The sequence below is a fragment of the Spirillospora sp. NPDC029432 genome (assembly GCF_040703975.1).
Lineage (GTDB): Bacteria > Actinomycetota > Actinomycetes > Streptosporangiales > Streptosporangiaceae > Spirillospora.
The window spans coordinates 23152-34781 of the sequence record NZ_JBEZWH010000010.1; the positions used below are offsets into that span (position 1 = coordinate 23152).

The 11630-nt window shown below is 74.3% G+C and carries 13 protein-coding genes; 3 read left to right on the plus strand and 10 right to left on the minus strand.

The window, feature by feature from the left end:
* Window positions 1-159 precede the first annotated feature (159 nt).
* From AB0881_RS10340 to AB0881_RS10360, 5 genes are all read right to left on the minus strand, one after another.
* On the minus strand, window positions 160-1122 hold the full coding sequence (locus AB0881_RS10340) for a cation diffusion facilitator family transporter (protein WP_366615935.1): 963 nt from the start codon (window positions 1120-1122) through the stop codon (window positions 160-162).
* Window positions 1119-2273, minus strand: coding sequence for a bifunctional phosphoglucose/phosphomannose isomerase (locus tag AB0881_RS10345; RefSeq protein ID WP_366615936.1), 1155 nt, complete (start codon window positions 2271-2273; stop codon window positions 1119-1121). The genes AB0881_RS10340 and AB0881_RS10345 overlap by 4 nt, the downstream gene beginning before the upstream one ends.
* Window positions 2270-2446 (minus strand): Trm112 family protein, encoded by a 177-nt coding sequence (locus tag AB0881_RS10350; protein ID WP_366615938.1) that lies wholly within the window; start codon window positions 2444-2446, stop codon window positions 2270-2272. The genes AB0881_RS10345 and AB0881_RS10350 overlap by 4 nt, the downstream gene beginning before the upstream one ends.
* 2 nt (window positions 2447-2448) lie before the next feature.
* Window positions 2449-3798 (minus strand): phosphomannomutase/phosphoglucomutase, encoded by a 1350-nt coding sequence (locus AB0881_RS10355; protein WP_366616201.1) that lies wholly within the window; start codon window positions 3796-3798, stop codon window positions 2449-2451.
* Window positions 3799-3914: 116 nt separating this feature from the next.
* Window positions 3915-4295 carry a DUF3499 domain-containing protein gene (locus AB0881_RS10360; RefSeq protein ID WP_366615939.1) on the minus strand — a complete coding sequence of 127 codons (381 nt, stop codon included), beginning with the start codon at window positions 4293-4295 and terminating at the stop codon, window positions 3915-3917.
* Between the two features lie 167 nt (window positions 4296-4462).
* Between AB0881_RS10360 and AB0881_RS10365 the strand changes: the two genes are divergently transcribed.
* Window positions 4463-4882, plus strand: a complete 420-nt coding sequence (locus AB0881_RS10365) for a metallopeptidase family protein (RefSeq protein ID WP_366615941.1) — start codon at window positions 4463-4465, stop codon at window positions 4880-4882.
* Window positions 4883-4894: 12 nt separating this feature from the next.
* On the opposite strand, the gene AB0881_RS10370 is transcribed toward AB0881_RS10365, so the two are convergent.
* The 3 genes from AB0881_RS10370 to AB0881_RS10380 form a co-directional block, all read right to left on the minus strand.
* Window positions 4895-6352, minus strand: a complete 1458-nt coding sequence (locus tag AB0881_RS10370) for a DUF5719 family protein (RefSeq protein WP_366615943.1) — start codon at window positions 6350-6352, stop codon at window positions 4895-4897.
* The gene (locus AB0881_RS10375) at window positions 6349-6675 is read right to left on the minus strand and encodes a hypothetical protein (protein ID WP_366615944.1); all 327 of its coding nucleotides are present in this window, start codon (window positions 6673-6675) and stop codon (window positions 6349-6351) included. The genes AB0881_RS10370 and AB0881_RS10375 overlap by 4 nt, the downstream gene beginning before the upstream one ends.
* Before the next feature lie 72 nt (window positions 6676-6747).
* The gene (locus AB0881_RS10380; RefSeq protein ID WP_366615946.1) at window positions 6748-7734 is read right to left on the minus strand and encodes a hypothetical protein; all 987 of its coding nucleotides are present in this window, start codon (window positions 7732-7734) and stop codon (window positions 6748-6750) included.
* Window positions 7735-8017: 283 nt separating this feature from the next.
* On the opposite strand from AB0881_RS10380, the gene rsgA reads away from it, so the two are divergent.
* Entirely contained in the window at window positions 8018-9097 is a 1080-nt protein-coding gene (rsgA, locus tag AB0881_RS10385; protein WP_366615947.1) for a ribosome small subunit-dependent GTPase A, read from the plus strand.
* The gene (locus tag AB0881_RS10390) at window positions 9094-9633 is read left to right on the plus strand and encodes an N-acetyltransferase (RefSeq protein ID WP_366615949.1); all 540 of its coding nucleotides are present in this window, start codon (window positions 9094-9096) and stop codon (window positions 9631-9633) included. The genes rsgA and AB0881_RS10390 overlap by 4 nt, the downstream gene beginning before the upstream one ends.
* A 19-nt stretch (window positions 9634-9652) precedes the next feature.
* Here the strand turns inward: AB0881_RS10390 and AB0881_RS10395 are convergent, their stop codons facing one another.
* Both AB0881_RS10395 and AB0881_RS10400 read right to left on the minus strand, forming a co-directional pair.
* Window positions 9653-10492 (minus strand): ABC transporter permease, encoded by an 840-nt coding sequence (locus tag AB0881_RS10395; protein WP_366615951.1) that lies wholly within the window; start codon window positions 10490-10492, stop codon window positions 9653-9655.
* Complete coding sequence (locus AB0881_RS10400) at window positions 10492-11553, minus strand: ATP-binding cassette domain-containing protein (protein WP_366615952.1); 1062 nt, start codon at window positions 11551-11553, stop codon at window positions 10492-10494. Before AB0881_RS10400 ends, AB0881_RS10395 begins: the two co-directional genes overlap by 1 nt.
* Between the last annotated feature and the right edge of the window lie 77 nt (window positions 11554-11630).

Consider the following 11630-nt stretch of genomic DNA (forward strand, 5'->3'; position numbering starts at 1 on the left):
CGGTCACGCCAGAACCGCCCGGCTTCAGGGGTCCGGGCGGGGAGCATGGGAAGGCGTCCTCGCCGGCCGGGGTACGGCCGGTCAAGCCTGGGCTGGGGTCGACCGGCAACAGGCCGCCGACCGGCGAGGCACCGCCTTCCCTTCCGAACGCTCCCGGCGTCAGGAGGACGCGGGCGAGTCCGTGGCGGTCGCCGCGGTGTCCTCGTCCCGGCGGGCCTCGTCGATGGCGGGCTCCAGGTAGATCAGCCGGGCGACCGGGAACTGCTCCCTGACCTTGGCCTCGGCGGCGTCGATGCCCCGGGCCACGTCCGCGGCCGTGTCGTCGTGATGCACCGCGATCTTGGCGGCGATCAGCATCTCCTCCGGGCCCACGTACTGCGTGCGCATGTGGATGACGCGGTCGACCTCGTCCACCGACTCCAGCGCCCGCTGGATCTCCCGCTCGACCTCCGGGTCGGCGCCCTCGCCGATCAGCAGGCTCTTGGTCTCCAGCGCCAGCACGATCGCGATCAGGGCGAGCAGCACGCCGATGGCCACCGTGCCGACGCCGTCCCAGACGCCGTTGCCGGTCACCACGGCCATCGTGACGCCCAGCAGCGCCAGGATCAGGCCGACCAGCGCGCCCAGGTCCTCCAGCAGCACGACCGGCAGCTCGGGGGACTTGGAACGGCGGATGAACTGCACCCACGACTTGCTGCCGCGCACGCGGTTGGACTCCACGATCGCGGTGCGGAACGAGAACGTCTCCATGATGATCGCCGCGATCAGCACGCCGAACGCCCAGGCCGGCGACTTCACCTCGTGCGGGTCGGTGATCTTGTGGATGCCCTCGTACAGCGAGAACACCGCGCCGACCGTGAACAGCACGACGGCGACGACGAACGCGTAGAAGTAGCGCTCCCGGCCGTACCCGAACGGGTGCTGCGGCGTGCGCTGGCGCTCGGAGCGCTTGCGCCCCACCAGCAGCAGGCCCTGGTTCCCGGAGTCGGCCACCGAGTGGATCGACTCGGCGAGCATGGACGACGACCCCGTGAACACGAACGCGACGAACTTGGACACCGCGATTCCGAGGTTGGCGGCCAGCGCGGCGACGATCGCCTTGGTTCCGCCCTCAGCACTCATGTATCAACGATCCTTGCCTTGAGCTCTTGAATGGCCGACACCGGTGTGGGGTCGGCCCCCAGCGCGATAGCCAAGTAAACCGTGATGTAGTCCGAAAGCGCGATCATTGTCGCGATTCTCTCCAGCGGATGCTCGCCCTCGGCGGCGATCTCCGTGACCGCGATCCCGCGCGCCCGGGCCAGTTCCTCGGTGACCTCGCGGCGCCGCGCCACCTGCGGATGCTCCGCGGTGTCGCGCAGCATGACCAGGTGCAGGCCGTGCTCGGCGTCGTCCGCCCGGTCCCGGAAGAAGTCGTCCTGGTCGTCCGTGCCGCCGCCCCGGCGGGCGGCCGCGAAGTACCCGTCGAACGCCACCACCTGGTTGTGCCCGGACTCGGGCAGCTCCCCCCAGACCCCCGGGTACTTGGCGTTCTCGTTGAGCTGGCAGCAGAAGCGGTACGCCGCCGTACCGGCCAGCGGTGACGTCCCCCACACCAGCGGCACGTCGCCCATCAGGTCGAGCGCGATCCGCTTGGCCGGGTTGACGAACGGCTCGCTCGCCGGGCGGCACCGGTGCGCGACGTCCTCCAGCCGGCCCGCGGCCGACTCCAGCACCTCGTCCGGCAGGTCGAGCAGCTTCAGCGTGCGGGCGGCCAGCAGCAGCGGAACGGTCAGCCCCCACAGCGTCGCCCGCGGCTGCCCCACCGAACGCGCCGGGACGAACAGCCCCCGGTTGCGTCCGGCCAGCTCGGCCAGCGGCGAGTCCGCGCCGCCGACGAACAGCAGCCGGCACCCGCGCCGCGCCGCCTCCGCCGCCACGACCAGCGTCTCCTCGGTCGCGCCCGAGCACGACACCGCGATCACCAGATCGGCGGCGCCCACCCAGCCGGGCAGGTGGTAGCCCCGGACGGTCACGACCGGCACCGCGCAGCCGGAGCCGCACACGGCCGCCAGCACGTCACCGGAGATGCCCGAGCCGCCCATGCCGGTGACCACGATCGCCCGCGGCCGCCCGTCCTCCGCCAGCGTCTCGATCCCGGCCTCCGCGGCCAGCAGCCGCGCCTCCCGGATCTGCGCCGCCGACGAGGCGACCTGCCGCAGCATCCCGCCCGGATCGGCCTCCTCGATCGCCCCGGGATCGTCCAGCCGCCCCGAGTCGACCCCGACGCTCATGGGGCGGGGGTCCTGGCCTCGTCCACCAGAAGGACCGGGATGTCGTCGCGCACCGGGTAGGCGTAGCCGCACGTGCCGGTGCACACCAGCTCGTCGTCCCGCTCCTCGGCGCGCAGCTCGCCGCCGCAGTTCGGGCAGGCCAGGATCTCCAGCAGCCAGGTGTCGAGCCTCACGTTCACTTCCCCCTCACGATGGCCAGGACCTCGTCCCGGATACCGGCCATGGTCTGCTCGTCGGCGGCCTCCGCGTTGAGGCGCAGCAGCGGCTCGGTGTTGGAGGGCCGCAGGTTGAACCACCAGTCGTCGGTGCCCACGGTCAGCCCGTCGAGCTCGTCGACGGTGACGCCGGGCCGGCCCTCGAACGCGGCGCGGACCTGCTCGGCGGCGGCGGCCTGGTCGGCCACCTCGCTGTTGATCTCGCCGGACGCCGCGTACCGGGTGTACTCGGCCAGCAGCGCCGACAGCGGCTCGCTCTGCCCGCCGAGCGCGGCCAGCACGTGCAGCGCCGCCAGCATCCCGGAGTCGGCGAACCAGAAGTCGCGGAAGTAGAAGTGCGCCGAGTGCTCGCCGCCGAACACCGCGCCGCTCTCGGCCATCGTCTGCTTGATGAACGAGTGCCCGACCCGCGTGCGGACCGGGCTGCCGCCGTGCTCGGCCACGATCTCCGGCACGGCCTTGGACGTGATCAGGTTGTGCACGATCGGCGAGCCCGGGTGCTTGGCCAGCTCCCGCACCGCCACCAGCGCGGTGATCGCGGACGGCGAGACGATCTCGCCCCGCTCGTCCACCACGAAGCAGCGGTCGGCGTCGCCGTCGAAGGCCAGCCCGATGTCGGCGCCCGTCTCCCGGACCTTCGCCTGGAGGTCGCGGAGGTTCGCCGGCTCGATCGGGTTGGCCTCGTGGTTGGGGAACGTGCCGTCCAGCTCGAAGTAGAGCGGCACCAGGTCGATCGGCAGCCCCTCGAACACCGACGGGACGGTGTGCCCGCCCATGCCGTTGCCCGCGTCCACGACCACCTTCAGCGGCCGGATCCCGGACAGGTCGACCAGCGTCTTCAGATGGTCGGCGTACCCCTTGAGCAGGTCCCGCTGGGAGACGCTCCCCTCGGGGCCGTCGTACGCCGGGACGCCCTTCTCCACCATGTCGCGGATCTCGGTCAGGCCCGTGTCGCGGCCGACCGGCTTGGCGCCCGCCCGGCACAGCTTGATCCCGTTGTACTTGGCCGGGTTGTGGCTCGCGGTGAACATCGCGCCGGGCATGTCGAGCGCGCCGCTGGCGTAGTACAGCATGTCGGTCGAGCCCAGCCCGGCCTCCACCACGTCCGCGCCCTGGCTCGTCGCGCCGCGCGCGAACGCCGCCGCCAGCGGCACCGACGACTCGCGCATGTCGTGGGCGGTCACCACGGCCGAGGCCCCGGTCACCCGCACGAAGGCGGCGCCGGCCGCCTCCGCGGTCGCGGCGTCGAGCTCGTCCGGGACCACGCCCCGGATGTCGTACGCCTTGAAGATCTTGGCGAGGTCGCCCACTCCTGCTCCCTGGTCGGTCTCATCGGTGCCGGGCACGGCGTTCTCACCACGACGCCATGTGGGGAACGAGCCTATCGAAGGGAGCCGGGCACGGCCGCCTTACCACCCGTCCGGGGTCACTCCTGGCCGGGCTGCGTCCCCGCGGGCTCGGAGCGCAGCACCCGCAGGTGGCCGCGGCGGCCGACCTCGGTGCCCTGACCCACCGGCTCCTGGCCGGTGCCGGGCGCGGGCCTGGCCGCCTCCCGCACCGCGTCGGCGAGGGCCTCCAGGTCGTCGGCGCTCGGCTCGGGGTCCTCCTCCACCGGAAGCCGGACCAGTTCCCATCCCATCGGAGCGGTGAGCCGCTCGGAATGCTCCGCGCACAGGTCGTAGCAGTGCGGCTCGGCGTACGTGGCGAGCGGCCCCAGGACCGCGGTCGAGTCGCGGTAGACGTACGTGAGCGTGAAGACTGCCGGCGCCTTGCAGGCGGTGCGGGAGCAGATGCGGACGGGGCTCACGATGGCCGACCGTACCTCCCAGCCGCCGACTCCGCCACCACCCGCGCAGACGTGTCGCCGTTACCGCCCTAATTCCCGCGCAACAATCACATACCGTGCCCGCTCGAATGCGGTGCGACCGCCGCCTCCATGGGTCGCCAGAGGTGGTCGAGGGGTAGTGTGGAGGCGTGCGATCCCGTGTGGCAGGCGTGCGCCGCCGCGACCGGCACGGTCGCGGCCTCCGCGGCCCTCTGACGCCCCCGCAGGCCCCTGTCTCCCGCACCCGGGCGGAGCGCTTCGACGACCTCGTCGCCGACGAGGTGCGCCGGCTCGGCCGCCGCTGGGAGCGCGAGCTGGCCCGCGTCGAGTTCGCGGTCGAGGACGTCCCCGCCGTCGAGCCCTGGTCCGACGCCCCCGTACCGCTGGGCCAGACCCGCCCCGCCGACGGCGCCGCCCCCGTCCGCATCGTCGTCTTCCGCCGCCCCATCGAGGCCCGCGCCACCGGCGACCGCGAGACCGCCCGCCTCATCCGCGACCTCCTGGTCGAGGAGGTGGCCGACCTCCTGGGCCTCTCCCCCGAATCCGTGGACCCCAGCTACGAGGAGTAAGCGGGCTCGGGGTCAGTAAAGGACGCTCTGGGTGTCGCCTACCGGGGGGAGGCGGAGCGTGGTGATCGCTGGGGGGACGGGCAGGGTGGTGAAGAGGGCCTTGTCGTCCTTGCCCGTCGACTGGGTGCGTACGGCGTGGACGGGGCCCGAGCCTGGCCGGGGAACGATCAGGAGGCCCTGGTTGTCGCCTGATGGGGCGGGCAGCTTGACGTCCACGGTGCGTTCGGACGGGACCCGCACGTCCTTGGGGGTCCCGGGGCCCTGGGAGGTCATCGGGATGACGCGCACGTCGGCGGGGCCGTGGGGGGCGGTCAACGTGACCGTGGTGTCGAAGCGGTTGTCGGAGACCGCGCCGAAGGCGCCGGGCGTCAGCGGCGGGGTCGCGGTGCCGTAGGCGACGTCGGCGCCCTTCTGGGCGTCCAGGCCGGCCAGGATCGGGCGGTCGGAGACCAGCCGTACGGCGGCGGGCTTGCCGGACAGGGCGCGGTCGAGGTCGACGGCGGTGACGGTGCCGGCGGGGGCGTCCAGGGTGTCCTGGCCTTCGGGGGCGAACGCGCCGTCGGGGCCGATCACCTGGACCTTGATGCCGGCGTTCTCCTCGCCCGGGACGGCGACCAGCACGCGGCGCCTGCCCTCCCCCGCGGGAACGCCGGGGACGATCAGCGAGGTCGCCGGGGGCGGCGAGAGCGGCAGCCACTCGATGCCCTCGCCCCCGGCGATCCGGACGCGGACGGACGCGGCGACGCGGCCGGCGGTGGCGCGGACGCGGAGGGCCAGGTCGCTCGCGGTCTTGACGGTGTCGCCCAGCCCCTCGGCGGACTTCCCGATCTCGATGACCTCGGTGCCGTACGGCGGGACGGGGATGCCGCGGCCGTCGGTGGTGTCGAGGGGGCCGTCGCCGGACAGGGCGGTGAGGTCGACCGCGGCGGGCTGACGGTCCACGTTGGCCAGGTGCAGCTGGACGCTCTCGGCCGCGACCGGGCCCGGGCCGAGGAACCACAGGTCGGTGCCGGGGCGGGCGCAGCGGGTGCCCGCCAGCCCGCGGTCCTTGCCGCCCGGCCAGTGGGTGGTCTGCTCGGCCTCCAGGCCCGCTGCGAGGGCACCCTGCGCCCGAACGGTGTACGAGTCGTCGCCCGGGTCCGGCAGGTCCTTGAGCAGGCCGCCGCCGAAGGACGCGAGCGAGCCCGCGGGCGCGCCGCCGCGGGTCGGGTGGAGGTCGGCGCGGCCGGGCTGCTTCGCCTTGGCCTCCAGAACGTCCTGAGAGGCGCTCTGGAGGGTCATCCGGGTGCCTTCCCTTCCGGGGCACACGGCGACGGCGGACGTGACGGGAGCGTCCCGTCCGGGGCCGGTGGCGTCGGCGGCGGGGCGCGAGAGGGCCGCGGCGCCGTACAGGGCGGCCACGGCCAGCAGGACGAGCGCGGCGGTGGCGTAGCGCATGCCGAGCAGGCGGACGATCTTCTCCGGGTTCACACGCGCTCCTCGGCCGGCGCGGGCTCCTCGCCGGGCGCCTCTTCGGGCTCGCCGGGCCGGACGCGGGCGCGCAGCGCGCCGGTGCGCCGCTCGGCCCCGGCGGCGGCGCGGCCGGCGGCGTCGCGGGCGGCCTGGCGCACCGGCTCGCTCACGCCCGCGGCCAGCCGGGCGGCCTCGGCCGCGGCGGGCGCCAGCCCGTTCCACAGCTCCTCGATGCGCTCGGCGGCGGCCCGGTCGAGCACCGCGAGGGGCGGAGGGCCCGCGTCCTCCCGCCCGGCCGGCGGGTGCTCGCCCGCCCTGTCCACCTGTTCGTCCACGGCCACGCCCCCACAATGGTCCGGTCGTTGACATCACCATAACCGGCGATGTCCGTGATCACCCCTTTTGATCGAGGTTCACCGGCCGCAGCGGGCGCAGCCGTCCCGGGTCAGCCGGGCGTACGCGGCGGCCGCGACCGCCATCCCGATCCCCCAGGCCAGATACCCCGGAACGGCGAACCAGAAGAACGCCTCGGGCAGGTCCAGGCCGCCCGACGGCGGGAACGGGTTCCGCCCCTGGAGCCGCTCGGAGATCATCTGGAGCAGCATCAGCCCGAAGTAGACGACCAGCCCGGCCGAGATCGCGGCGCCGGGCCACAGCACCAGCCGGCGCGGCACGGCCCGCCCGGCCAGGCCCGGAATCCAGCGCGGCCAGACCCGCCCCCAGGCGTGGACCAGCGCCAGCGGAAGCAGGCTGCCGCCGAGCAGGAACCCGATCTCGAACACCAGCGCCGAGGCCCCGGACGCGAGCGGGTTCTCGTCCAGTCCCACCACCAGCTGGGCGGCCACCCGTACCGCGCAGCCCGCGACCGCGGCGTAGGCGGCGGCGTACGCCCAGGCCGGGGTGCGCTCCAGCGGGCCGCGCGCGCCCGCCGGCCGCCCGCACTCCGCGCACGCCGCCCGGGTCCCGCGCTGGTACGCCAGCGCCGCCAGCCCGATCAGCGCGCCGCCGCCCACGCACGCGACCCTGCTCAGCGCACCGAGCGGGAAGAACTCGATGCCCAGCCCCGGCAGGATCGCGCCGATCACGTCCAGCAGAAGCAGCGCCCCGGACGCCACCATCGCCGCGCAGGATCCCCACGCCGCCGCCAGGAGCGGCCGCCTCGCCCCGCCCCCGCCCGGCGCCGCGGCCAGCCCCGCCAGCACCATCGCGCCCGCCGCGCACAGGCCGGCCATCCCCCACCCGCTGACGAGCACCAGGTCCTCACCGACCGGGGAGAGTTCCGCGGGCCGGTGCCCCAGCGCCCAGTAGGCCTGAAGCGCTCCGTACGCGATCAGCCAGGGAACGCCGGCCGCCGCCCATATCCGCGGATCGGTCCTGCGCCGTGCGGTCATCGTCACCATGCCTGCGATCCTTCGCGCTCCGGCCGCGCGAATCCTCCCCGGCGGGGGCGATCCGGCTCCCCCGTACGGGTGATCTTCACGAAGCCGGTGGCGGGACGCCCTGCCGGGCGGGTAACCTCGGCGCAGCGACTTGTTCGAACGCGGAGTTCAGGGAGGTGGGTTGATGGCCGTCGCGGTTGTTGCTGCTGCGCGCAGCACACGAGCCATCCTCATTTCCCGGGCCCGAGGCTGACGGCCCTTCCAGAGGCGTCACCGGGCCCCTTCACACAGGGGTTTCACTCCGTTGTCTTTCGCGATTCCGCAGGCCCTCCTCACCTATGGCTGGGACGAGGGCCTGGAGCAAGAGTTCGCCCAGTACCGTGAGCAGGGCCTCGTGCCCGCACGCGTCGCCGCCGTCGACCGCGGCCGCTGCGACGCCGTCACCGAGAACGGCGTCGTCCGCGCCGACACCGCACCCGTGACCACGGCCGATCCCGCCGCGGGGCCGTGCACCGGCGACTGGGCGGCGCTGCGCACCAGGGAGCACCCGGCGCTCACCGCGCTGCTCCCCCGCCGTACCGCCATCGTGCGGTCCTCGGCCGCCCGCGACTCGCGCGGGCAGGTCCTGGCCGCCAACATCGACACCGTCGCCATCACCGTCGCGCTCGCCGGCAACGGCCGTGCCGTCTCGCTCGGCCGGATCGAGCGGCTGCTCGCCCTGGCCTGGGAGAGCGGCGCCCGGCCGGTGATCGTGCTGACCAAGGCCGACGAGTCCGCCGACCCCGCCGCAGCCGAGGCCGAGGTGGCCCAGGCGGCGCCCGGGGTCGACGTCGTCTCGTGCAGCGCCCTCACCGGGGACGGCGTCGACATCGTCACCGCCGTGCTCACCGGCACCGTCGTCCTGCTCGGCGTGTCCGGGGCCGGCAAGTCGACGCTGGCCAACGCGCTGCTGGGCGCCGACGTGCTCGCCACCGGCGCCGTCCGCGACCAGGACGGCAAGGGCCGGCACACCACCGTCCGCCGCGAGCTGCTGCCGCTGCCGGCCGGCGGCGTGCTCATCGACACGCCCGGGCTGCGCGGCGTCGGCCTGTTCGACGCCGCCGACGGCATCCAGCAGACCTTCACCGACGTGGAGGAGCTGGCGGCCGAGTGCCGCTTCGGCGACTGCGCCCACGACAGCGAGCCCGGCTGCGCCGTGCTCGCCGCCGTCGAGCGCGGCGAGCTGCCGCAACGCCGCCTCGACAGCTACCGCAGGCTGCTGCGCGAGAACGAGTGGGCGGCCTCGCGCGGCGACGCCCGGCTGCGCGCCGAGCGCGCCGGCCGCTACAAGGAGATCAGCAGATCGCTGCGGCAGAAGTACAAGGTCGACGGGAAGAAGCGGTGAGCGCCGTGCTCAAGGCGAACGAGACGATCGAGTGGAGCACCCGCCCGGAGACCGGGCGCGACGCCGAGGCCGTCCACGCGGTCGTGCGGGCGGCGTTCCCCACCGCCGAGGAGGCCGACCTGGTCGACGCCCTGCGCGCCGACCCGGCCTGGATCCCGGGCCTGTCCTGGGTGGCCGAGACGCCCGACGGTGAGATCGCCGGGCACGCGCTGCTGACCCGCTGCCGGATCGGCGGCGCGGACGCCGTCGCGCTGGCCCCGGTGTCGGTCCTGCCCGCGTACCACAAGCGCGGCGCGGGCACGGCCGTCACGCGGGCGGCGCTGCGGGCGGCCGCCGAGCAGGGCGAAGCGCTGGCCGTCGTCCTCGGGCATCCGGAGTACTACCCGAGGTTCGGGTTCGTCCCGGCCTCGCGGATGGGCATCCGGGCCTCGTTCGAGGTGCCGGACGAGGCCCTGATGGCGCTGCCCCTGAACGGCACCGGGGCCGCGCCGCTCCCGTCCGGAACGATCGAGTACCCGGCGCCGTTCGGCGTCTGACCCGGTCCGCGGTCCGGACCTACCGGCCCTTGCGCCGGTAGGTCCGGACCGACAGCGGGACGAACACCGCCAGCAGCACCGCCGACCACAGCAGCACGGCGGCCACCGGGTGGGCGACCGGCCACGCCACGTCCCCGGCGGGCACGCCCGGGTTGCCGAACAGATCGCGGCACGCGGTGGTCAGCGCGCTGGCGGGGTTCCAGTCGCACACGAACCGGAGCCAGCCGGGCATCCCGGCGGTCGGCACGAACGCGTTCGACAGCATCGTGACCGGCATCATCAGCGGCATCAGATGGTCGGCGACCTGCTCGTTCCTCACCACCAGGCCGAGGTAGCAGCCCACCCAGCTCATCGCGTAGCGCATCACGAAGATCAGCGCGAACGCCTCGGCCGCGGGCAGCAGGCCTTCGCGGGCGCGCCAGCCGACCAGCAGCCCGGTGCCGGCCATGATCGCCAGGCTGAGCAGGCCGGTCAGGACGTCGGCGCCGGTCTGCCCGAACGGCACGGCCGAGCGCGCCATCGGCATCGAGCGGAAGCGGTCCATCACGCCGCGGGAGGCGTCGGTGGCGACCTGCATCGTCAGCGCCATCACCGAGCTGAAGGTGACCATGGCGAACAGGCCGGGCATCAGGTACTCGCGGTAGTTCCCGCCGCCGGGCACCTTGATCGCGCTGCCGAACACGTATCCGAACAGCAGCACCATGACCGCCGGGAAGATCAGCGCGGCGACCAGCCCGCCGGGCTCCTGCCGGGTCCGGCTCAGCTCGCGGCCGACGAGCGTGAGCCCGTCGGCGACGGTCCAGCGGATGCGTTCCGTACGCGAGCGGACGGGCGGCGCGGCGAGGGTCGGCGCGGCCATCACACGGCCTCCTTGTCACGGACGTCCCGGTCACGGCTGTTCCGGTCACGGCTGTTCCGGTCGCGGCTGTTCCGGTCGCGGCTGTTCCGGTCATGGACGCCCTGGTCATCAACGTTCCCGCCGGCGGCGGGGCGGCCGGTCAGGCGCAGGAACACCTCGTCGAGGGTGGGGCGGCGCAGGCTCACGTCGGCGGCGGCGACCCCGGCCCGGTCCAGCTCCCGCACGACGTCGGCGAGCCGTACCGAACCGCCGGCGAGCGGGACGCTGAGCCGGCCCTCGGCGGGTCCGGCCGCCGGCTCGCCGCCGGTGAGGCCGCCGAGCACGGCGGCCGCGGCCGGGGTCCGCGCGGGGTCCTCCAGCGCCACGTCCAGCCGGTCGCCGATCATGCCCTTGAGCTCGTCGGGGGAGCCCCCGGCGATCACCCGGCCGTGGTCGACCACCGCGATCCGGTCGGCAAGCTGGTCGGCCTCGTCCAGGTACTGGGTGGTCAGCAGCACGGTGGTGCCGTCGGCGACCAGCTCGCGGACGCTGTCCCAGATATCGTTGCGGCTGCGCGGGTCCAGGCCGGTGGTGGGCTCGTCCAGGAACAGCACCCGCGGGCGCAGGATCAGGCTGGTGATCAGGTCGAGCCGGCGCCGCATGCCGCCGGAGTAGCCGAGGACCTGGCGGTCGGCGGCCTCCGCGAGCCCGAACCGTTCCAGCAGCTCGTCGGCCCTGCGCCGGGCGTCCGCGCGCGACAGGTGGCAGAGCCGCCCGAACATGCGCAGGTTGCCGCGGCCGGTGAGCTTCTCGTCCACGGCGGCGTGCTGCCCGGCCAGGCCGATCAGCGTCCGCACCCGCTCCGCCTCCCGGGCCAGGTCGTGCCCGCCGATCCGGGCGGTGCCGGCGTCGGGGTCCGACAGCGTCGCCAGGATCCGGATCAGCGTCGTCTTGCCCGCGCCGTTGGGCCCGAGGACCCCGCAGACCTCGCCCGCCGGTACGGCCAGGTCGAGGCCCTGGAGCGCGCGCGTCTCGCCGAAGCGCTTGTGTAGCCCCTCGGCGACCACGATGGGTTCCGCCATTCCCCCTCCAATAACTGGGTACGTCGTACGCGATTACTGCCCGCAGGGTAAACAACCGGGTACGCCGTACGCAACTA

Excerpts from the sequence above, each read along its gene's own strand:
- AB0881_RS10340 (WP_366615935.1), bottom strand. The coding sequence starts at position 1,122 with ATGAGTGCTGAGGGCGGAACCAAGGCGATCGTCGCCGCGCTGGCCGCC.
- AB0881_RS10345 (WP_366615936.1), bottom strand. The coding sequence starts at position 2,273 with ATGAGCGTCGGGGTCGACTCGGGGCGGCTGGACGATCCCGGGGCGATC.
- AB0881_RS10380 (WP_366615946.1), bottom strand. The coding sequence starts at position 7,734 with ATGGTGACGATGACCGCACGGCGCAGGACCGATCCGCGGATATGGGCG.
- AB0881_RS10395 (WP_366615951.1), bottom strand. The coding sequence starts at position 10,492 with ATGGCCGCGCCGACCCTCGCCGCGCCGCCCGTCCGCTCGCGTACGGAA.
- AB0881_RS10400 (WP_366615952.1), bottom strand. The coding sequence starts at position 11,553 with ATGGCGGAACCCATCGTGGTCGCCGAGGGGCTACACAAGCGCTTCGGC.